This window comes from Lysobacter sp. TAB13 (genome assembly GCF_052113885.1).
GTDB classification, from domain to species: domain Bacteria; phylum Pseudomonadota; class Gammaproteobacteria; order Xanthomonadales; family Xanthomonadaceae; genus Lysobacter; species Lysobacter gummosus.
On sequence record NZ_JBFRDR010000022.1, the window covers coordinates 52,955 to 72,665 of the forward strand.

19 protein-coding genes and 2 pseudogenes are annotated in these 19,711 nt (G+C 66.4%); 10 read left to right on the forward strand and 11 right to left on the reverse strand.

Annotated elements, in window-relative coordinates:
- Positions 1–161 precede the first annotated feature (161 nt).
- Entirely contained in the window at positions 162–2,081 is a 1,920-nt protein-coding gene (locus AB4Y92_RS20805; RefSeq protein WP_441821400.1) for an N-acetylmuramoyl-L-alanine amidase, read from the reverse strand.
- 370 nt (positions 2,082–2,451) lie between these two features.
- On the opposite strand from AB4Y92_RS20805, the gene AB4Y92_RS20810 reads away from it, so the two are divergent.
- Positions 2,452–4,572, forward strand: a complete 2,121-nt coding sequence (locus AB4Y92_RS20810) for a hypothetical protein (RefSeq protein WP_441821401.1) — start codon at positions 2,452–2,454, stop codon at positions 4,570–4,572.
- A gap of 206 nt (positions 4,573–4,778) precedes the next feature.
- On the opposite strand, the gene AB4Y92_RS20815 is transcribed toward AB4Y92_RS20810, so the two are convergent.
- The 3 genes from AB4Y92_RS20815 to AB4Y92_RS20825 form a co-directional block, all read right to left on the reverse strand.
- On the reverse strand, positions 4,779–5,807 hold the full coding sequence (locus AB4Y92_RS20815) for an aldo/keto reductase (protein WP_441821402.1): 1,029 nt from the start codon (positions 5,805–5,807) through the stop codon (positions 4,779–4,781).
- Between the two features lie 232 nt (positions 5,808–6,039).
- Positions 6,040–7,227: a lactonase family protein gene (locus AB4Y92_RS20820; protein WP_441821403.1), complete on the reverse strand. Its 1,188-nt coding sequence runs from the start codon at positions 7,225–7,227 to the stop codon at positions 6,040–6,042.
- A 188-nt stretch (positions 7,228–7,415) separates the two neighbouring features.
- Positions 7,416–8,114, reverse strand: a complete 699-nt coding sequence (locus AB4Y92_RS20825; RefSeq protein ID WP_441821433.1) for an SIMPL domain-containing protein — start codon at positions 8,112–8,114, stop codon at positions 7,416–7,418.
- 210 nt (positions 8,115–8,324) lie between these two features.
- On the opposite strand from AB4Y92_RS20825, the gene AB4Y92_RS20830 reads away from it, so the two are divergent.
- Together AB4Y92_RS20830 and AB4Y92_RS20835 are read left to right on the forward strand one after the other, a co-directional pair.
- On the forward strand, positions 8,325–8,582 hold the full coding sequence (locus AB4Y92_RS20830; protein ID WP_215056758.1) for a DUF3297 family protein: 258 nt from the start codon (positions 8,325–8,327) through the stop codon (positions 8,580–8,582).
- Positions 8,548–8,748, forward strand: a pseudogene (locus AB4Y92_RS20835) (DUF6053 domain-containing protein); the annotation flags it as partial. The gene AB4Y92_RS20830 and the pseudogene AB4Y92_RS20835, both read left to right, overlap by 35 nt.
- Here the strand turns inward: AB4Y92_RS20835 and AB4Y92_RS20840 are convergent.
- Positions 8,655–8,978 (reverse strand): annotated as a pseudogene (locus tag AB4Y92_RS20840) (hypothetical protein); the annotation flags it as partial. The pseudogenes AB4Y92_RS20835 and AB4Y92_RS20840 sit on opposite strands and share 94 nt — an antisense overlap.
- Here AB4Y92_RS20840 and AB4Y92_RS20845 point away from each other — a divergent pair.
- On the forward strand, positions 8,887–9,369 hold the full coding sequence (locus AB4Y92_RS20845; protein ID WP_441821404.1) for a DUF2165 family protein: 483 nt from the start codon (positions 8,887–8,889) through the stop codon (positions 9,367–9,369). The pseudogene AB4Y92_RS20840 and the gene AB4Y92_RS20845 overlap by 92 nt on opposite strands.
- Before the next feature lie 13 nt (positions 9,370–9,382).
- On the opposite strand, the gene AB4Y92_RS20850 is transcribed toward AB4Y92_RS20845, so the two are convergent.
- Positions 9,383–9,868: a tetratricopeptide repeat protein gene (locus AB4Y92_RS20850; RefSeq protein WP_441821405.1), complete on the reverse strand. Its 486-nt coding sequence runs from the start codon at positions 9,866–9,868 to the stop codon at positions 9,383–9,385.
- Between the two features lie 377 nt (positions 9,869–10,245).
- Between AB4Y92_RS20850 and AB4Y92_RS20855 the strand changes: the two genes are divergently transcribed.
- Entirely contained in the window at positions 10,246–11,760 is a 1,515-nt protein-coding gene (locus AB4Y92_RS20855) for a vWA domain-containing protein (RefSeq protein ID WP_441821434.1), read from the forward strand.
- A gap of 172 nt (positions 11,761–11,932) precedes the next feature.
- On the opposite strand, the gene AB4Y92_RS20860 is transcribed toward AB4Y92_RS20855, so the two are convergent.
- The 5 genes from AB4Y92_RS20860 to tsaA all read right to left on the reverse strand — a co-directional run bounded on the left by AB4Y92_RS20860 (position 11,933) and on the right by tsaA (position 16,850).
- Entirely contained in the window at positions 11,933–13,315 is a 1,383-nt protein-coding gene (locus AB4Y92_RS20860; protein ID WP_441821406.1) for an amino acid permease, read from the reverse strand.
- A gap of 291 nt (positions 13,316–13,606) precedes the next feature.
- On the reverse strand, positions 13,607–14,368 hold the full coding sequence (locus AB4Y92_RS20865) for an ABC transporter permease (protein WP_441821407.1): 762 nt from the start codon (positions 14,366–14,368) through the stop codon (positions 13,607–13,609).
- A complete protein-coding gene (locus tag AB4Y92_RS20870) occupies positions 14,365–15,390 on the reverse strand; it encodes an ABC transporter ATP-binding protein (protein WP_441821408.1) in 1,026 nt (341 codons plus the stop codon). The genes AB4Y92_RS20865 and AB4Y92_RS20870 overlap by 4 nt, the downstream gene beginning before the upstream one ends.
- Positions 15,391–15,569: 179 nt before the next feature.
- Positions 15,570–16,076: an SRPBCC domain-containing protein gene (locus tag AB4Y92_RS20875; RefSeq protein ID WP_441821409.1), complete on the reverse strand. Its 507-nt coding sequence runs from the start codon at positions 16,074–16,076 to the stop codon at positions 15,570–15,572.
- Positions 16,077–16,313: 237 nt separating this feature from the next.
- Positions 16,314–16,850: a tRNA (N6-threonylcarbamoyladenosine(37)-N6)-methyltransferase TrmO gene (gene tsaA / locus AB4Y92_RS20880; protein WP_441821410.1), complete on the reverse strand. Its 537-nt coding sequence runs from the start codon at positions 16,848–16,850 to the stop codon at positions 16,314–16,316.
- A 445-nt stretch (positions 16,851–17,295) separates the two neighbouring features.
- Between tsaA and AB4Y92_RS20885 the strand changes: the two genes are divergently transcribed.
- From AB4Y92_RS20885 to AB4Y92_RS20905, 5 genes are all read left to right on the forward strand, one after another.
- On the forward strand, positions 17,296–17,463 hold the full coding sequence (locus tag AB4Y92_RS20885) for a hypothetical protein (protein WP_441821411.1): 168 nt from the start codon (positions 17,296–17,298) through the stop codon (positions 17,461–17,463).
- A gap of 204 nt (positions 17,464–17,667) precedes the next feature.
- Entirely contained in the window at positions 17,668–18,030 is a 363-nt protein-coding gene (locus tag AB4Y92_RS20890; RefSeq protein ID WP_148648717.1) for a hypothetical protein, read from the forward strand.
- A gap of 158 nt (positions 18,031–18,188) precedes the next feature.
- Entirely contained in the window at positions 18,189–18,353 is a 165-nt protein-coding gene (locus tag AB4Y92_RS20895) for a hypothetical protein (RefSeq protein ID WP_441821412.1), read from the forward strand.
- 181 nt (positions 18,354–18,534) lie between these two features.
- Positions 18,535–19,074, forward strand: coding sequence for a YciI family protein (locus AB4Y92_RS20900; RefSeq protein ID WP_441821413.1), 540 nt, complete (start codon positions 18,535–18,537; stop codon positions 19,072–19,074).
- 152 nt (positions 19,075–19,226) lie between these two features.
- Positions 19,227–19,583 carry an excalibur calcium-binding domain-containing protein gene (locus tag AB4Y92_RS20905; protein ID WP_441821414.1) on the forward strand — a complete coding sequence of 119 codons (357 nt, stop codon included), beginning with the start codon at positions 19,227–19,229 and terminating at the stop codon, positions 19,581–19,583.
- Positions 19,584–19,711 lie beyond the last annotated feature (128 nt).

The following is a 19,711-nucleotide window of genomic DNA, read 5'->3' on the forward strand; positions in this document are numbered from 1 at the left end:
CAGGTCCGATGCTGTTCGCAGTTGTGAATGCGTCGAGCCTGAGCGAAAAGCATCGGGCCTGAAGGGCCCTCCCACAAAAGGGCTGAAACCCGGCCGAGCTCATCCGATAACGAGAAAAAGCGCGCAGGCCGCTGCGGGATTGCGGCCTGCGCGCCCGCCCCTCAGTTTTTCACTTGCACATCGTCGAGATACAGGTTGACGTCGAACGCGGTCTGGTCGCGGTAGAACCACACCGCGTCCAGCTTCACGGTCGCCGCGGTGATCGCGCCGTTGGCGCCGCCGACCCACGCGTCCCACTGCGCATCGTCGGTCAGGCTCCACTCCAGGTAGGTCCAGGTGTCGGCCGGAATCGCACGGCTGAGCGAGCGCTCGGTGCCGTCGCTGTCGTCGATGCCGATCGCCGCGCTCAGGCCGGTGGCGCCGGTGTAGACCCAGAAGCCGACCTTGCCGTTGGCGCGGGTCAAGTTGGCGTTGCTGGCCGGAGTGCCGCTGGCCGACAACAGGCGCACCGCCCAGGCGTTGGCGCTGGCGGTGTCGTCCTTCAGCAATACCCGCAACGAGCACTCGCCGTTCTTGCGCGTGGTGCAGTTGCGCTCGCTCAGCGACGCGGTCGAGATGCCGGTGGTGCTGCCCGAATACGACGGCGAGGTATCGAAGTGGCCGACCGTGCTTTCGAAGTTGTCGATCACGCTGCCGCCGCCGGGCGGATTGCCCGGATTGAGCAGGTTGTAGTAACGCGCCCAATCCCAGTTGATGCCCGGATCAGTGTGAGTCTGGCTGCTGTAGTGCTGATGGCCCTTGACCTTGACGCTGGCCGGCAACACGTTGATGCCGCTGCCGGCCGGGCCGCGGAACGCGCTGGCGCAGCTGATCGCGCTGTAGGTCGCGCAGAAGTGACGCGTCAGCGCGGCCGAGGCGTTGTACATCGCGGCCGTGTACCAGCTGGCGTTGTCGATGAAGCCTTCGTGCTCGATGCCCAGCGTGGTGTTGTTATGCACACCGACGTGATGGGCGGCGCGGTCCTCGCGCACCATCTGGGTGATCTGACCGTCGGAGCTGCGGATCAGGTAGTGCGCGCTGACGCTGTTGGGATTGTTCTGGAACCAGGAGATGCTGCCGGCGTAATAGCCCTGCATCGTGTGGATGGTCACCGAGTCGTAGGACGTGCGCGCGTGGTGGTAGGGCGATGCGACCCACAGCGCCGGCGGATAGTCGGTGCTCTTTTCGTCGGCCGCGGCCGACACCGGCGCCTGCAGGGTTTCGCTGAGCGGGTCGATCGCGAACGCATCGCCTTGTTTGGGATTCAGACGACCGGTTTCGACGCGGTCGCGGGCCACGTCCAGCCGCACGAACGGCGCGCGCAATTGCACCAGCGTGCGCGCATCGAACGCGCGTTCGAAGGCGACCGCGCGTTCGGGAACGACGATGCCGCGATCGTTGACGCCCTTGTCCTGCGCCAACAACACATCGAAGGCGAAACTGGCGCGGGCATGCGACTGCACCGCGCTCTTGTCCTGGCCGCGGGCGAAACCGGCATAGCGCTCCAGGGCGGCGCGGGTGGCTTCGACCGGCGACTTGGCGTTCACGCCGTCGGCGCGCAGTTCGCGGTCGAGCAAAGCCGCGGCGGCGAGGATGTTGCTGAGCGGATCGCGCTGCACGCGCGCGACCGGCACACCGAGCAGACGCGCGCCCTCGCCGACCTGATCGGCGAAGCCTTCGCCGTGGTACAGGCCCATGACCCCGTAGGCCTGCGGCATGTGCTGGTGCTGCTCGCCGTAGGCCGCGGTCTGCGGACGCAGGTGCTGCCAACGGCTCATTACATAAGCCACCGATTCCAAAGTGCCGGCCGGAATCGAGGGATAGCGGGCGTAGGCCTGGCGGAAATAACCGGCGTAGAGCTGGCGATCGACCCGCGCCAGCGATTCTTCGATCCGCAGGCGCTGGGCCAGGGCCCGGTCCTCCGGCGCGGCCTGGGCCTGGGCGGCCGAAGCGGCGAGGCCAAGTACGGCGATTACGGCGAACGACAACGACGACAACCACGGCTGACGGCGGTCCGACTGGCGGACGGAATATTCGTTCATGTTCGTCTTCCCCATGAGAATTAAAAATTCCCGCGCGGCTTTTGTACTGCATTTGTTTGACTGGCAAGTGCGGTCGGACCGGGTTTGCGGCCCCGGTTTTCGGTTCCGCGACCGGGGTCACCCGGGGAATGCGCGCTGCGGCGAATCCGGGCATGGCAACGGCGCGGCTGCGGTGCGCCGCGTCATGGTTTCGGCCGGTCGCGCGGGCTTGGCCGCGGTCTGGCGCAAGGCCGGGCCTGCAGGCGCGGCGGCGCTGGCGGTGCACTGGACAGGTCTAGGGTTGGCCCCAGTTCCCTAGCTGAACGCGCACTCTTATCGTGACGGTCTGGGCGCTTCGGGGCGCCCGCCTACCCACGACGAGGGATCAGCAATGAGCGGCATCGACGGCGTCAATTACCAGCTTCTGCGCAATCTGCCGCCGGAAGACCGGCAGGCCATCCTCGATGCCGCCAAGGCCCCGCAGGCGCCCCCGCCGGAACCGCCGCCCCCGCCGCCTCCGCCCCCGCCGCCGCCCCCGCCGAAAGAGGCCAAGACGCCGGAAGAAGCGGTGCGCTCGATCCACGGCCTGCCGCTGCCCAAGAACAGCGATCTGTCTTCGAGCATGCCCTCGGAGGTCTATAACTCGGTCTACCAGCCGCGCGTCACCGAGTTCAACAACACCCGCCGCACCGAAGCGCAGTCGGCGCTGGACCGGATGGAGCCCAAGCTCGAGGACTTCCGCAACAGCGGCCTCAACGGCGCCACCGCCAATTACGAGTACCAACAGTCGCGCGATGCGTTCGACAGCAATCCTTACGTCAAGGAATTGCAGCGCATCGTCGGCGAGGCCACCGACAAGCCGACGCAGGTGCCGTCGTACCTGACCAACAGCACCGACGCCAACCCCAGCGCGGTGGCCAAGCTCGACTTCCCGACCGTGCGCGGCGCGCTCGACACGCTGGGCGTAAAACTGCCGGACCAGCCGACCCCGGAGCAGATCGCTTCGAGCTACGAACTGCTCAAACTGCTGCCCGACGACGTGCTGTCGTATGCGATCAACCCCGGCATGTCGGTCACCTACAGCACCCCGATCGCCGGCATCGGCACGCCGGGCGTGGTCTCGCCGCAGCTCAAGACCGACATCGTCGCCGAAGGCAAGGTCGAGCTGTCCGACGTGCAGACCGGCGTGGATTTCCAGAAGAGCCAGCAGTTCAAGGCCTCGGTGCAGTTGCACACCGAAGCCGGCCTGGAGGTTTCGAAGACGCCTCTGCAGAAGCTGTACAAGTACGCCGACCGCTTCAACCAGGTGCCCGACGGCGTCAAGGAACTGGTCGATAACTCCAAGCTGCTCAAGGCCGCGCTGAAGGCGCCGTCGGTGGTCGGCCATTACATGGAATTCGAAGGCTCGCGCCTGAGCTATGAGGCCAGCGTCACCCCCGAGCAGGGCGCCAAGCTCGACAAGGGCGACATGAGCGGCATGCCGAACCCGCTGGATCCGCTGTCGATGCCCGAGGGCACCTCGGTGATGATGCGCGGGCAGAACCTCACCGGTTCGGACTTCGCCATCAACTACAAGTCCTATGCCGGTATCGGCGGCACCCACACCGAACTCGACGGCGCCGGTTTCGGCGTGCGCAAGATGGAAGGCTCGGTGGTGGAGGTCTACGCCGGCCCCATGAAGACCGTGGAGAACGCGACCATGTTCGGCCTGGGCAAGGTCGGTTCGTATTCGATCGGCCTGAGCGTGGAGACCAGCAGCGAAACCCGCTCGTTGGAGACCGCGCGCATCGACTTGTCGACGCAGGAAGGCCGCGACGCCTATCAAACCTTCATGAGCGGCGGCAAAGTGCCGGACTGGAGCCCGCCGGGCGTGCAGCGTTCGGGCACCACCGAGGTGTTCAACGCCGAGCATGCCGCGCGCCTGGGCATCGACCTGGGCCCGGTGTCGCTGGGCATCGGCAACAGCAGCCAGCTCACCATCACCCGCAACGTCTGGCAGGACGGCACGGTCGATCAGACCAACAGCTACCAGTCGATGGGCAAGACCACCGACATACAGTTCCAGGTCGGCGCCGACGGCAAGCCGGTGAAGGACTCCACCCAGTGGACCCTGGTGCTGCCCAACACCAGCGATGTCGCCGCTTCGTACTTCAACTCGGCCTATCACCCCGGCGAGCTCAACAAGAAGTTCGACGGCGACCAGCATCTGCAGTTCGAATTCACCGATTCGAGCCTGATGTCGCTGCGCGACCGCGCCCGCCAGAGCGTGGGCAACCTGGGCGGCAAGGAACACGGCGGCGAGCGTCTGCGCGATCTCGACTCCGGGCGGATAACGCCGTTCCCGAACGATGTGACCGAGCAGATCGCCATCGCCAAGACGCCGGATGAGGTGTTCGCCGCGATTTCGCGCAGCGGCCAGGCCGGCTGCGAGGACTTCGTGTCGATGATGATGTGGGGCGATCAGCGCAATACGGCGCTGCCGGGGACTTTCAAGATGCAGGATGCGGGCTGAGGTTAGCGGCCGATTCTATGTTTGCGAAAACGCCCGGCTTGGCCGGGCGTTTTTGTTTTTTGGGTGGGGATGTGAGGGCGTGGTGACCTGAGCGAAGAGCATCGGGGCTAAAGCTCCCTCCCACAAAAGCTGGCGCAGGAAGTCTGTTGTGGGAGGGAGCTTTAGCCCCGATGCTTTTCGACCGGTTCGCCGCGCCCCACCCAAACTCACACCGGCGAAGGATTCCGCTCGCCGAACCCGCTCTGATGCCAATACGGATACGCCTTCGCCGTCGCGCTGGCCGCATCGAGTTTGGCGACCTGCCCGGCCGTCAGATTCCAACCCACCGCACCCAGGTTCTGCTTGAGCTGCTCCTCGTTGCGCGCCCCGATCACCACCGTCGCCACCGTCGGCCGCTGCAACAGCCAGTTCAGCGCGATCTGCGGAATCGTCTTGCCGGTTTCCTGCGCGACTTCGTCCAGCGCATCGACCACTTTGTACAGATACTCATCCTGCACCGGCGGCCCCATGTCGCCGGTGACATGCAGGCGGCTGGTTTCCGGCAACGGCTGGCCGCGGCGGATCTTGCCGGTCAGGCGGCCCCAGCCCAGCGGGCTCCACACCACCGCGCCCACGCCCTGATCCAGCGCCAGCGGCATCAGCTCCCACTCGTAATCGCGGCCGATCAGCGAGTAATAGGCCTGATGCGCGACATAACGCGACCAGCCATAGCGCTGCGCGATCGCCAGCGACTTCATCAGATGCCAGCCGGAGAAATTCGACACGCCCAGATAACGCAGCTTGCCGGCGCGCACCAGATCGTCCAGCGTGGACAGCGTCTCTTCGATCGGCGTGCGCGCATCGAAGCCGTGCAGCTGGAACAGATCGATATAGTCCGTGCCCAGGCGCTTGAGCGCGGCATCGACGGAACGGATCAGGTGATAGCGCGAGGAACCGACCTCGTTCTCGCCTTCGCCGAAACGGAACGTGGCCTTGGTGGAGATCAACAGGCTGTCGCGCGGACGGCCCTTGATCGCTTCGCCGAGAATCGATTCGGCCGCGCCGTTGGAATAGATGTCGGCGCTGTCGAACAGATTGACGCCGGCGTCGATGGCCACGTCGAGCAGACGCCGCGCGCCGGCCACGTCGGTCTGGCCCCAGGCCTTGAAGAAGTCGCCTTCGCCGCCGAAGGTGCCGGTGCCGAAACTCAACACGGGGACGCGCAGGCCGGACGCGCCGAGATAACGATGTTCCATGCCGCACTCCTGTTGGGGGATAAGGCCGCATTGCACGCCAACACGGGCGAGTGCTCAACCCGGAACGGTGGGATGCTGCGTTGTGCGACATCGCGCGCGCGAGCGACGGCATCGCGGCGGTAAGCCTAGCCCGCCGGGTGTTGCAAAGACGTGAGCCGTATCGGCCCCACCAGAACGGCGCAAGCGCGCCGACCGAATTCATCCAGTCGGCGCGCCGCCGGAACCGGCCGACTCAACGCGCCGGAACGAACTTCACGTCCGAAGGCGACGCCATCGCCATCGACTGCACCGTCTTGCCGAGTTTGCCGTCGCGCGGATCGCGCTCGATCACCCGCAGCGTATTGCTGTGCTGATTGGTCACCACCACGAAGCGGCCGTCCGGCGACAGCGCGAATTCGCGCGGCCCGCGGCCTTCGCTGTCGCGGCGCTGCAACGCGCTCAACCGGCCGCTGCCGGCATCGACCGCGTACACGGCGATGTGGTTGTCCTCGCCGCGATTGCTGGCGTACAGGAAGCCGCCGTCGCCAGACAGATGCAGCGCCGCGGCGGCATTGCCCTGCGTGCGGCCCGGATCGAGCGCCACGGTCTGCACCGCCTGCAGGCGGCCGTCGTCGTAGTCCAGCACCACTACTTCGCCGCTCATCTCCAAGGTCAGATACGCATGCCGCCCGCTCGCATCGAACAGCAGATGGCGCGGGCCGCTGCCGGCGGGCAATTCCAGGTACGGCACGGATGCGGCCTGCAGCGGACGCTCGGCGCTGTGCGCGGGATCGTAGCGATAGGCATAGAGCTTGTCCGCGCCCAGATCGGCCGCGTACAGATAACGTCCGTCCGGCGACGGCACCGCGGCGTGCACATGGGTGGAGAGCTGACGTTCGCGATCGGCCTGGCTGGCGCGATGGGTCAGCACCTGCACCGCCGGCTGCAGACGGCCTTGCGCATCGATCGGCAGCACGGTGAGCGTTCCGCCCGGCGTGGCGTTGACGGAATAATTGGCGACGAACAGATAACGCCCGTCGCGGCTGGTCGCCGCATGCGCGGGCTCGTCGCCGAGACTGCCGACCTGCGACAAACGCTGCGTGCGCGCATCGCCGCGGCCCAGGGCGAAACTGCTGACGCGGCCGACCGGATCGGCCGATTGCGCGCCGTTTTCGTTGACCGCGTACAAGATCGAACCGTCGGGCGAGAAAGTGAACCACGACGGATTGTCGGTCTCGATCACTTCCACCGGCTCGGCGCCGACCTGCCCGCGCGCGGCGTCGAAGCGATAGCGGCCGATGCCCTTGCAGGCCGGGCCGGTGTAGCAGCCGATCAGCAATTCCGTCGGCGCGGCATCGGTGGAGCGGGCGGCGCCCGCATCGGCGGCGAAGGTCGAAGTCATGATCAGGCTCCAGGCAAGCAGGGTGGATCGCAAAGTCATCGTCGGTTCCGGTGGGTCGGCGCGAGGCTCGATCCTGCATCAATCCGCGCCGATGACCAAGCGCCGATGCCGCGCGATGCGATGCCGGTGCGAAGTCCGCATCGGTTCGGAAGCCGCGAAGTCTTTTGTAGGAGGGCCTTCAGGCCCGATGCCTTCCGCTCAGATAGCGACACACCATCCGCAGAGAATCACCGCTTGTACGCGTATTCCACATCCACCTGCGAAGTCACCTCGCCGCTCTGCGCCGGCGCCTCGGCCGCATAGTTGTAAGCGCGCGCCTCGTACTGCCGCGCCGTCGGCGTCTGCGGCAGCCACCAAGGCCGCTCATCCTGGAATTTCACCGCGGTCGCGCCCATCAGCTTCCAGCCCATTTCCGCCGCAATCAATTCCGCCTTGCGCTTGGCATCGCGCAGCGCCTGACGCCGCGCCTCATCGCCGTACTGCGGCAAACGCTCGGACAGCGGCCGCACTTCGAACGCCGCGACGCCGGCATCGGCCAGTTGCTGTTGCAGCAACGCCACCGCATCGGCGCCGCGCACGCGCAGCACGAAGCGGGTATCGAAACGATGCGCCGCGTGCCCGCCCTCGCCTTCGCGGACCTGCAGGCGCGGCGCGTCTTCGGATTGCTCGCTCAAGGCCGCGCGCTGGGCCTCGACGACCCGCCGCACCGCGGCCACCGCCGGCAGATGCCGCTCGCGCGCGCCGCGCACATCGTCGCCCTGGCTGACCACGGTGAACGCCAGCTCGAACAGATCCGGCTGCCAGGCCACGCGGCCGAAGCCGGCGACATGGAATCGCCCGCCGTCGATATCGACCAATTGCGCCGGCGCGGGCGACGACCACGCCAGCGCCGACAACACCAATAACCAGCTCGCCACGATCTTCATAAGCACGGCCCGTGCGGAGCGATGCCTGGATTCTGCCGCCGGTGGCCTCGTCCGTCGATGCCGCCCCGGTGCCTCGGCCCGGACGCCACGGGTCCGCCCGGGCTGGGCCCTGCCGTCGGGCCCGCGTATCCTAGGCGCCGCGCCGGCCGGTCCCCGCGACCGCCCGCGCCGCCTCCGTCCCGCCGTATCCGTCTTCGCTAGAGCGCCACCATGACCGACACCCCGCCCGACCATCTGTCCAACGACCCGCGCAGCCCGTTCTACGACCCGTCCGTGCTCGAGCGCGGCATCGGCATCCGTTTCAACGGCGTGGAGCGCAGCAACGTCGAGGAATACTGCATCAGCGAAGGCTGGGTGCGCCTGCCGGTCGGCAAGTCGCTGGATCGCCGCGGCAATCCGATGACGATGAAGCACAAGGGCCAGGTCGAGGCCTATTACCTGCTGCCGGCGCCCGACGCCGCCGAGTAAGCGCTGGCGGGGCGCCCGTTTCGCGGCGCCTCCGCTTCCGGCAGTCGACTGCGCTGCTTCGCGATCTTTTGTAGGAGGGGCTTCAGCCCCGATGCTTTCCGGCCAGTGCCCGGAAAGGCCCATCGCGATCGGAGCGAAGAGCGTCGGGGCTGAAGCCCCTCCCACAGAAGCGCCTCCCACAAAAAAATGTCGCGGCATTTTTTGTTCCGGATGTCGCAAACGCGGCCCCTGGATCGTCGATAGAGCATGAACCCCGAATCGCCGCCCGGCGCGGGGCCTCGCCCAGACTTTCCGGAGCCCGTCCATGTCCCTCGCCGCCAGCCTGCTGTCGTTCAAGCTCATCCTCCTCGCCGGTCTGGCTTCGTGGATCAGCGTGGTCGCCTTCAACAACCTCATCGCCTTCCGCAACGGCGTGTTCGCGCTCGGCCAGATCATGCGCATGGCGCCGCTGGACCAGGCGCCGGCGATCCAGACGCCGCTGCAGTCGCGCAAGGTCGATAACGTCGCCTGGCATCGCGCGGTGCTGAGCATCGTGCTGGCGGCCGAGGTCGTCAGCGCGCTGCTGCTGTGGTCGGCGGCGGCGGCGCTGGCCGGGGCGGGCATCGTCGCCGACCCCATCGCCCTGGCCAATCTGGCGCTGACCGCGTTCATGGCGACCTGCTTCCTGATGCTGCTCGGCGGCAGCTGGTTCGCCTATTACATCCGCCAGGACAACGTGCAGTTGCTGCACTTCGTGCTGATCGGGGTGTCGGTGCTGGGCCTGCTCGCGGTCAATCTGCGCGCCTGAGCCGCGCCGGCGCTCAGGCGACGACGGTTTCGCGCAACTGCTCGCACAGCCGGCGCATGTCGCCGGCCAGCACCGGCACCGGTTGCGGCAACAGCAGCGCCGCTTCGATCAGGCCGCAGGCGCGCGCCGCATCGCCTTCGGCCGCGGCCAGCAGGCCCTGCGCATACGCGCCCAACGGCGCGCCTTGCTCCAGCACCGGCAGCAGCCATTCGCGCGCGTCCTTGACGGTGCCGCGCATCAGCAGCAACTGCGCCAGTTGAAAACGCGCGACCACGAACTGCGGCTGCGCGCTCAGCACCGCGCGCAGGCGTTCTTCGGCGCGCTCGTACAGGCCCAGCTGGGCGTGCTGGATCGCCAGCAGGTACTGCGCGTGCAGATTGCCCGGGTCGCGTTCGAGCACGGTCTTGAGCAGGCGCACGGCCTCGACGTCGCGGGCCTGCGCGATGGCGGCGGACGCGAGCTGCAGCAAGGCCGGATTGTCGAGCCGCGATAGGTTCATGCGGGCCTGCGCCTCCCCGGCACCGGCGATCGGTTGCGACCGGCCATTGTGCCCTGGACGCGGGCAACGAAAAACCAACGCCCGTCATAACGAAAAGCGAAGACGCGCTTTCGTATGTTGCGATCGCCGCCGTCGAGGGAGGAACCCCGAAGCGCGGCGGCAGACGTTAGCCAGTCGCACAACCCGATCATTGGAGGATCACCATGTTGTCGCGCACCGCACCCCGGCTCGATACGAGCACGCTCCCCGCACGCCCCCTGTCCCTCGCCGCGCTCGCCGCCGGCCTCGCCCTGGCCCTGGTCATGGCCGGCTGCAACAGGAAAGTCGATCACGCCGAAGCCGCGGCCTCGGCCGAGGAAAGCGCCGACCTCGCCGCCATGCCCGCGGCGGCCGAACCGGCCTACCGGGCCGAGCCGCCGGTCAACACCGAGCGCTACGCCAAGATCGAAGCCAACCCGATCCACCGCGTCGCCGAACAACCGGTCTCCACCTTCTCCATCGACGTGGACACCGGCAGCTACGCCAACGTGCGGCGCATGCTCGCCGCCGGCGAACTGCCGCCCAAGGACGCGGTGCGGGTCGAGGAACTGGTGAACTACTTCGACTACGGCTATCCGCGCCCGGACTCGAAGGACACGCCGTTCAAGGTCTCCACCGAACTCGCGCCGGCGCCGTGGAACGCCAAGCACGTGCTGATGCAGATCGGCATCCAGGGCTACGACGTGGACAAGGCCGAGCTGCCGCCGGCCAATCTGGTGCTGCTGATCGACACCTCCGGCTCGATGGACGAGCCGGACAAGCTGCCCTTGCTCAAGCGCGCGTTCGCCCAGCTGGCGACGCAGTTGCGGGCGCAGGACCGTGTCTCGATCGTGGCCTACGCCGGTTCGGCCGGGCTGGTGCTTCCACCGACCGCGGGCGACCGCGGCGCCGAAATCCTCGACGCGCTCGAACGCCTGCAGGCCGGCGGCTCCACCAACGGCGGCGAAGGCATCCAGCTGGCCTACGCCACCGCGCGTCAGGCCTTCATCGAAGGCGGCATCAACCGCGTGCTGCTCGCCACCGACGGCGATTTCAACGTCGGCGTGTCCGATCAGTCCGCGCTGGAAACCCTGGTCGCCGACCAGCGCAAGTCCGGCATCGCGCTGAGCACGCTGGGCTTCGGCACCGGCAACTACAACGATGCGATGGCCGAGCAGTTGGCCGACATCGGCAACGGCAATCACGCCTACATCGACAGCGCGCTGGAAGCGCAGAAGGTGTTGATCGAAGAACTGGGCTCGACGCTGATGACCATCGCCGGCGACGTCAAGGTGCAGGTCGAGTTCAATCCGGCGGTGGTGGCCGAATACCGACTGATCGGTTACGAGAACCGAGTGCTCAAGCGCGAGGATTTCAACAACGACCGCGTCGACGCCGGCGAGATCGGCGCCGGCCACGACGTCACCGCGCTGTACGAATTGGCCCTGGTCGGCTCCGGCGGCGAATCGGTGGACCCGCTGCGTTACGGCAAGGACGCGCAGGCCGGCGAGGCGAAACCGGCCGCCGCCCAGGGCAAGCCCGATGAGCTGGCGCTGCTGCGCCTGCGTTACAAGCGCCCGGGCGAGAACGACAGCCGCCTGATCGAAACGCCGATGCTGCGCCGTGGCATCGCCACCGAGCCCAGCGAACGCATGCGTTTCGCCGCCGCGGTCGCCGGCTTCGGCGATCTGTTGCGCGGCGGCACCTACGTCGAGCAGAACTTCGGCTGGGACGGCGTGATCGGCCTGGCGCGCAGCGCGCGTGGCGACGATCGCAACGGCTATCGCGGCGAGTTCCTGCAATTGGCGCAGACCGCGCGCGGTTTGCAGGCCAAGGGCGGTGCGACGAAGGGTGCGGCGGTGGCGGAGGAATAAGCTGCCATCGACAAAACGGCACGCTGGACTGCTCCCTCTCCCGCTTGCGGGAGAGGGCTAGGGTGAGGGCCGCTTTTCCGCGGCGAGCAGAAGCAACAGCCAAAGCATTCGCGCTACGCGCTCATCCCTCACCCCAACCCCTCTCCCGCATGCGGGAGAGGGACTCTATCAATCAAGCGCCTTGCGCCACCGCGCTGTCGCGCTTGTTCAAACCGGCGGCGAAATACAGCACCACCAGCAGAATCAGGAACGCCGGGCCCACGTACAAGGCCACGCGGGTGTCGGGGAAGTACGCCATCAGCCCCACCACCAGCACCAGGAACGCCAGCGCCACCCACGAAGCCACCGGATACATCGGCATCTTGAACGCCAGCTTGGCGCGTTCTTCGGCGCTGAGCTTGGCGCGGAACTTCATGTGCGACACCAGGATCACGCCCCAGGTCCAGATCGCGCCGAAGGTGGAGATCGAAGTCACCCACACGAACACCTTGGCCGGCGCCAGATAGTTCAGCACCACGCCGAACAGCAGCACCACCACCGACACCAGGATCGCCGCGCGCGGCACGCCGCCGGGCGAGGTGTTGGCGAACAACGCCGGCGCCTGCTTCTGCTGGGCCAGGTTGTAGAGCATGCGGCCGGTGCTGAAGATGCCGCCGTTGCACGAGGACAGCGCCGCGGTCAGCACCACGAAGTTGATGATGCCGGCCGCTTCGCGGATGCCCATGCGCTCGAAGGTCATCACGAACGGGCTGCCGGTGGTGCCCAGCTCGTTCCACGGATACAGCGACAGGATCACGAACAGCGCGCCGACGTAGAAGATCACGATCCGCCAGAACACCGAGTTGATCGCATCGGGAATCGACTTTTGCGGATTGGCCGCCTCGCCCGCGGTCAGTCCGATCATCTCCACGCCCAGGTAGGCGAACATCACCATCTGCAGCGACATCAGCACGCCCTGCGCGCCGTTGGGGAAGAAGCCGCCGTGCGCCCACAGATTGCTGATGCCGGTGGCCACGCCGTGGTTGCCGAAGCCGAACACGATCATGCCCAGGCCGGCCAGGATCATCACCACGATGGTCACGACCTTGATCATCGCGAACCAGAATTCGAACTCGCCGTAGGCCTTGACCGTGATCAGGTTGACCGAGCCCATCGCGATCAGCGCCGCCAGCGCCCACACCCATTGCTGGGACTCAGGGAACCACACCTGCATGTACACGCCGACCGCGGTGATCTCGGCCACGCAGGTCACCAGCCACAGGAACCAGTAGTTCCAGCCGGTCAGGTAGCCCGACAGCGGGCCGAGGTAGTCGCGCGCGTAGCGGCTGAAGGAGCCGGCGACGGGGTTGTGCACGGCCATCTCGCCGAGCGCGCGCATGATGATGAAGATCGCGCCGCCGCCCAGCAGGTAGGCGAGCAGGATGCCGGGGCCGGCCAGCTTGATCGCGTTGGCCGAGCCGAGGAACAGGCCGACGCCGATCGCGGCGCCCAGCGCCATCAGGCGGATATGGCGCTCGCTGAGGCCACGGTGGAGTTGCTGCTGGTTGTTCTGCATCCGCGGGACTCCGGCTGCTCCCGACACGTCGACCGTGCTGCGCTCAGCGCGGCCGGGCGGGAATCGGCGAAGCATACCCCGGGTGTCCGGAGTCCGGCAGGGCCGCGGTTTTCGGTTTTCTTCCTTTTTTCTTCCTTTTGCCCGGTCTAAGCAGCGGGCTGAGGCGCGCGTGCCCTCATCCGGCCCTTCGGGCCACCTTCTCCCGCAAGCGAGAGAAGGGAAAGCAACCAGCTCTTGCTCCCTCTCCCGCTCGCGGGAGAGGGCTGGGGTGAGGGCCGCGGCCCCAGTTCCTCAACTCTTGAGCTTGTACCCCGTCCGGAAGATCCACCACACCACCGCCAGGCACAGCAGCATGAACCCCGCCGTCATCCCCACGCTCAGCGCGATGTCCACGTCCGACTTGCCGTAGAAGCTCCAGCGAAAGCCGTTGACCAGATACACCACCGGATTGAACAGCGACACCCCGCGCCAGAACGGCGGCAGCATGTCGATCGAATAGAAGCTGCCGCCCAGGAAGGTCAGCGGCATCACGATCATCATCGGGATCATCTGCAGCTTCTCGAACCCGTCGGCCCACACGCCGATGATGAAGCCGAACAGGCTGAAGGTGACCGCGGTCAGGACCAGGAACACCGCCATCCACAGCGGATGGACGATGGTGAAATCGACGAAGCAGCGCGCGGTGACCAGCATCAGCAGGCCCAGGATCACCGACTTGGTCGCCGCAGCGCCCACATAGCCGCAGATCACCTCCACGAACGACACCGGCGCCGACAGCAGTTCGTAGATCGTGCCCGACCACTTGGGCAGATAGATGCCGAAGGAGGCGTTGGAGATGCTCTCGGTCAGCAGCGACATCATGATCAGGCCCGGCACGATGAAGGCGCCGTAGCTGATGCCGCCGATCTCGACCATGCGCGAGCCGATCGCCGAGCCGAACACGATGAAGTACAGCGAGGTGGACAGCACCGGCGTGGCGATGGACTGCATCAAGGTGCGGAAGGTGCGGTGCATCTCGAAGAAATAGATCGCCTTGATCGCGTGCAGGTTCATGCGCGCGCCTCCGGCGACGGTGCCGCGGAGGGCGGCTGCGCCCGCGGCGACTTCACCAGGTTGACGAAGATTTCCTCCAGCGAGCTTTGGCTGGTGTTGAGATCCTTGAACTCGATCCCGTGCTCGCCCAGGCGCTTGAGCAGCGCGGCGATGCCGGTGTCCTCGGCCTGCGCGTCGAAGGTGTAGACCAGTTCGTTGCCGTCTTGAGCCAGATTCAGCGAGTCGTGCCGCAACACCTCCGGCAGCGCCTGCAGCGGCGTTTGCAACTGCAGGGTCAACTGCTTCTTGCCGAGCTTGCGCATCAAGGTGCGCTTGTCTTCGACCAGCACGATCTCGCCCTTGTTGATCACCCCGACCCGATCGGCCATTTCCTCGGCCTCGTCGATGTAGTGCGTGGTGAGGATGATGGTCACCCCGCTTTCGCGCAGGCGCGACACCATCGCCCACATCTCGCGGCGCAGTTCCACGTCCACGCCGGCGGTGGGTTCGTCCAGGAACAAGATGGTGGGCTCGTGCGACAACGCCTTGGCGATCAGCACGCGCCGCTTCATGCCGCCGGACAGGGCCATGATCTTTTCGCCGCGCTTGTCCCACAGCGACAGCTCGCGCAGCAGTTTTTCCAGATACGCGGCATTGGGCGCCTTGCCGTACAGGCCGCGGCTGAAGCGCACCGTGTCCCACACGGTTTCGAAGGCGTCGGTGTGCAGTTCCTGCGGCACCAGGCCGATCGCCGAACGCGCCGCGCGGTAGTCGCGCACGATGTCGTGGCCGTCGGCGATCACCCGGCCCTCGCCGGGATTGACGATGCCGCACACGATGCTGATCAGCGTGGTCTTGCCGGCGCCGTTGGGCCCGAGCAAGGCGAAGATCTCGCCGCGGCGGATGTCCAGGTCCACGCGCTTGAGCGCCTGGAAGCCGCCGGCGTAGGTTTTGCTCAGGCCCTGGATCGAAACGATGTTGGCCGCGTCGTTGCGCGCGCGATCGGGCGCGGCGGCGGCGGGTGCGAGGGAAGCGGACGGCATGGAGACTCCCTGGGGACGGGACGCGGATGCGGTGTGTCGCGCGATCGCACCGGTACGCATCGGTGCGTTCGCGCGGCCGGCGATCGCGACGGATTCGCGAGCGCATGCTTGCGCCGGCCAGTGTACGGCGCGTGCGCGCCGGCGTGCTGCGCCGATCGCGCGATTTGCCGGCGCCGCGCTCAGCGCTGCGCCAGATAAGCGTCCAGGCGCTCGAAGGTTTCGCCCCAGCCCGGGATGATGTGTTGCGCCTGCGCGGCCTCGCGTTCGGCCTGCGTCGCGAACAGCATCTCCACCGTCAGCAAGGTCTGCTCCGGCCCGGCCGCTTCGAAGGTCACCGTCACCCGCGACTGCTGCGAGGGGCGGTCGTCGTCCCAGTCGTCGATATAAACCAGGCGCTCGGGCTCAACGATTTCCTGATACGTCGCCTTGATCGGGTACTCGGTGCCGTCGGGCGCGATCATGCAGATGCGGAACTGGCCGCCGACGGCGACATCCATCTGCCGCACCACGCTGCGGAACCCGTGCGGCCCCCACCAGCGGGCGACGTGGACCGGATCGGTCCAGGCCAGGAACACCAGATCGCGCGGTGCGTGGATGAGGCACTGCAGGCGGATGCTGCGTTCTTCGATGCGATGGCTGCTGCGCGCGGGCGACACCGCGAAAGGACTGGAACCGTCTGACGTCATGTCGGAACTCCTGGAGCAAAGGGCCCTGCGCCGCTCCGGCGGCCGCGGCGCGGCCCGGAGCGGGCATCCAAATAAACCGGCCGGCTAATTAACCGATAAGGAAACTACCGCCGGCGACGGGTCGCGTCAAGGCGGCGGATGCCCAGGATCCGCGGCGCGGTCTCACAGGCTGCGACCTTCTATAAGGTCGTGGACGCAGTCAGGCGCCGGTCCGGCCCGGGAGCTTCATCGAAGGCTTCAACCGCCCGGCTCGACCTTGGATTTGCGCGGCCGCTTCGGCCCCGGCGCCGAATGCCGGCCCTGGCTGGCATCGATCTCGTCGATCCAGCCGGCGCGCGATTGCGCGAAGGCATCGGCATACGGCACATACGGTTTGATATCGAGCACCGGCGTGCCGTCGAGCAGATCCACGCCGCGCACGACCAGCGCGCGCGCCTCCACCGCCACCAGTTCCACCGCCGACAGTCCGAGCGGATTGGGCCGATGCGGCGAACGCGTCGCCAGCACCCCGCGCTTGGGCCCGCCGCGCGGCGGCTTCACCTGCGCCTTCCAGCCCTGGCTGCGATCGAAGGCGAAGATCAGCCAGATCCGCTCGAACCCGGCCAGATCGGCGAACGCCTCGCCCGGCAGATCATCGACGAACTCCACCCGCGCCTGCGCCGCATCGCCGGTTTCGGTGCCCTGCACCACCGTGGGCTGATGCGGCGCGTCGATGCGCTGCGCGTAAGGCGAGCGCAGGTAGGCGATCGGGCGGCAGGGGTAGAGGTCGGACATCGGCGGCGTATCGGGGAGCAGGCGGGCATTGTCGCTGCTGGGACACGTCGATGCGCGGCTGTAGCCCAATCAACTGTTAGAGCTGTGGCAGGAGTCGCTGGCCAGTCACGCGTTGCGCCATGCGTGTGATCTCTATGGAATGTCTCGAGTACAGAACGACCGCACTACAACGCCCAAATCTCCTAGGCCCGAACCGATCGCATTCACTTTCCCATTTCCAAAACTCACCCTCACCGCCTCCGCGATACCACTTCCTGCTAGACAGCCCCCTATGGAAGCCGTCATTGATGTGGGTTTCTACACGGATCGCGGGTCGCCCCAGCAGTGGTTCTTCGCCCTCCGCAACTCCACCGGAAGCGTCCTGCGACTTCCCGAAGGCCGGCTGCCGTGGAACGACGGCTAGGCTTGGGATCTGGAAGCGCAGTTGGTGACGAACGGGAAATCCGTGCTGTTGCCGACCGCGCCGCCGATCGAACGCATCGGCTTCGATATCGAGGTGCCGGCCGGCGAGGTTCGATCCGCAGGCGTCCACTTCCACGACGTAATTCGGGACTTCAATCGATTGGCGTGCGAGGGCGACATAATGGGACGGCTGTCTCTGGCGGCGAAGTAATGAAACAACTTACTCACTTTAAGGATGCTGTGAATGCTGCGGGAGTTAACTACAATGCGCGCGGCGTAAACTCAAATTCATTTGCATTGACGCTGCACAAGGTCTTACTGGAACCAGACCCGCTGCCACGCCTGACTCTGGCAACAATGCTTTGGGAAGCGACCGTACAACTGGAGTGCAGTTCGAACCACAGGGGCCTAATCAGTGAAACGCGCTATCAATGGATTGCTGTTGGCATTTTTCAGTATCTACTCGGCCTCTTGCCAGAGGCATGGACCTGCCGAGGCTGCGACTGAAGGAATTAGAGTCGGAGAAACTCGTGCCAACGTCGAACTTCTACTGAAAGACCGCGGCATAAAGTTCAAGTTCAGCCCTCCGCTGGCCGACACCTCGACATTCCCGACTGAAATGATTCAAGAGGAGGCGCTCGAATCGTCTACCCTCACTTTTTTCGTTTTCGAGCCGCCAGTGAATGCGATCACGAAAATTACGAGAGTAATCGTCGTGTTCGATCAAAATGGTCGCGTTGATCGAATCCTTACAAAGGAAAGCAACCTCGGCTTGTAGGGAGACAAAGGGACCGCAATTAAGTCGATCCCATCACGCAACAAGCCCGCCCCTCGGCGGGCTTGTTGCCGCGATCTGCCGAATCGGCGACACCTGCACTTCCGCGCGGCCCGACGGCGCGACAATCCGGCAGCGAATCCACTGCCCGGAGCAACAAAATGGCCCATCGCAGCCGCCTGACCGGTTTCATCATCGATTGCGAGACCGGCGACCTCGATGTCGTCGCCGATTTCTGGAGCGGCGCGCTCGGTCTGGCAGGTGTGGGTGACTGGAAGGATAAAACAATCAAGCTCGCTCAGAAGTATGGATGTACGGCGTGGTAGGAGAATCCACAGAGGCACGAATGCTAGTGGTCGATTCGATTCCTTAAACTGCAATAAAACTGGCGCACGACGGGCGCGAAATCGGCGGGTGGAGTTGAATATCGCGCCGGACTGAGCGCGCAGTACGGGACCGGGGGCGCCGCCTTCGACCATCAATCGCCGCAGGTCGTACCGCCCAGCGATGGCCCTGGCAGCCCGCAAACAAATCGACTACATGCGTTTTGTCACTGCAGCCCCCCGCACCGATGGCGTTATGCTCGGCGCCGCAGCCATCCATCCCGGCGCCCCCGCGCGGGCCGCGGGCGAATCTATCGACTGCGGGCGCGAGCCCGTTGCAGAGGACTCCATGAAATTTCTGGTGATGATCTACAACGACGATCAGCTGATCGAAGCCCTGCCCGACGGCGAGTACGACACCCTGATGCGCGGCTGCATCGCCCACGCCGACAAAATGCGCGACGACGGCGTGTTGCTGGATTCGCAGATGCTGGAGCCGCCGGCGAAGGCCGTGTCGCTGCGCACCCGCGCCGGCCGCACCACCTTCATGGACGGCCCGTTCGCCGAAGCCAAGGAGTATCTGGGCGGTTTCAATCTGATTGAAGCGGCGAACATGGACGAGGCGCTGCGCATCGCGCAAGACTTCCCATGGAGCCGGACCGGCCGCATCGAGGTGCGTCCGGTGATGGATTTCGAGCAGGTGCGCAAGCACTTCAACGCCTGAAGCGCGCCGGCCGCGTCGATCCGATGAACCGGTGCGCGCGAGCGCAAGCGCGCACCGGTCTTCCGCTCAGGGCCCACTGACGCCGCGACACCCCGCACCGGCCTGACCTGTTCGCCTCCCCCACCGCGTTGATAGCGGAACGGGGGACAGGCATGACATCGCGTTATCGAGCGGCGCTGACATGGGCCTTGCTGTGTGCGGCCGCCGACATCGGCGCGCACGGCGGCGGACTCAACGCCGAAGGCTGTCATCACGATCGCAAGCGCGGTGGCTATCACTGCCATCGCGGTCCCGCCGCGCCGGTCTATCCGGCGACACCGGCACGCGCACGACGGCCGGCCCAGGCCCAGGGCTACGCGCCGCCCGGCGGCGCCTCCTACGCCGCACCGGCGATCTACTACCCCAACTGCAGCGCCGCGCGCGCGGCCGGCGCAACGCCGCTCAGGCTCGGCGATCCGGGCTACGCGCCGCATCTGGACCGCGACCGCGACGGCAAAGCCTGCGAATGAACAGGCGAATGTCGCGCGCATCGTGAATTCGCGGCAACGGCGGTCGCACCCGGACCCGGTTTAACGCAGTGTCGCTGGCGGCCGCCGTGGCGGAGGCGGAGAATCCAGGCATCCCCACCCGCACCGGA

Coding starts and splice junctions, on each gene's coding strand:
- AB4Y92_RS20805 (WP_441821400.1), bottom strand. CDS start 2,081: ATGAACGAATATTCCGTCCGCCAGTCGGACCGCCGTCAGCCGTGGTTG.
- AB4Y92_RS20810 (WP_441821401.1), top strand. CDS start 2,452: ATGAGCGGCATCGACGGCGTCAATTACCAGCTTCTGCGCAATCTGCCG.
- AB4Y92_RS20815 (WP_441821402.1), bottom strand. CDS start 5,807: ATGGAACATCGTTATCTCGGCGCGTCCGGCCTGCGCGTCCCCGTGTTG.
- AB4Y92_RS20820 (WP_441821403.1), bottom strand. CDS start 7,227: ATGACTTTGCGATCCACCCTGCTTGCCTGGAGCCTGATCATGACTTCG.
- AB4Y92_RS20825 (WP_441821433.1), bottom strand. CDS start 8,114: ATGAAGATCGTGGCGAGCTGGTTATTGGTGTTGTCGGCGCTGGCGTGG.
- AB4Y92_RS20830 (WP_215056758.1), top strand. CDS start 8,325: ATGACCGACACCCCGCCCGACCATCTGTCCAACGACCCGCGCAGCCCG.
- AB4Y92_RS20845 (WP_441821404.1), top strand. CDS start 8,887: ATGTCCCTCGCCGCCAGCCTGCTGTCGTTCAAGCTCATCCTCCTCGCC.
- AB4Y92_RS20850 (WP_441821405.1), bottom strand. CDS start 9,868: ATGAACCTATCGCGGCTCGACAATCCGGCCTTGCTGCAGCTCGCGTCC.
- AB4Y92_RS20855 (WP_441821434.1), top strand. CDS start 10,246: ATGCCCGCGGCGGCCGAACCGGCCTACCGGGCCGAGCCGCCGGTCAAC.
- AB4Y92_RS20860 (WP_441821406.1), bottom strand. CDS start 13,315: ATGCAGAACAACCAGCAGCAACTCCACCGTGGCCTCAGCGAGCGCCAT.
- AB4Y92_RS20865 (WP_441821407.1), bottom strand. CDS start 14,368: ATGAACCTGCACGCGATCAAGGCGATCTATTTCTTCGAGATGCACCGC.
- AB4Y92_RS20870 (WP_441821408.1), bottom strand. CDS start 15,390: ATGCCGTCCGCTTCCCTCGCACCCGCCGCCGCCGCGCCCGATCGCGCG.
- AB4Y92_RS20875 (WP_441821409.1), bottom strand. CDS start 16,076: ATGACGTCAGACGGTTCCAGTCCTTTCGCGGTGTCGCCCGCGCGCAGC.
- tsaA (WP_441821410.1), bottom strand. CDS start 16,850: ATGTCCGACCTCTACCCCTGCCGCCCGATCGCCTACCTGCGCTCGCCT.
- AB4Y92_RS20895 (WP_441821412.1), top strand. CDS start 18,189: ATGGCCCATCGCAGCCGCCTGACCGGTTTCATCATCGATTGCGAGACC.
- AB4Y92_RS20900 (WP_441821413.1), top strand. CDS start 18,535: ATGGCCCTGGCAGCCCGCAAACAAATCGACTACATGCGTTTTGTCACT.
- AB4Y92_RS20905 (WP_441821414.1), top strand. CDS start 19,227: ATGACATCGCGTTATCGAGCGGCGCTGACATGGGCCTTGCTGTGTGCG.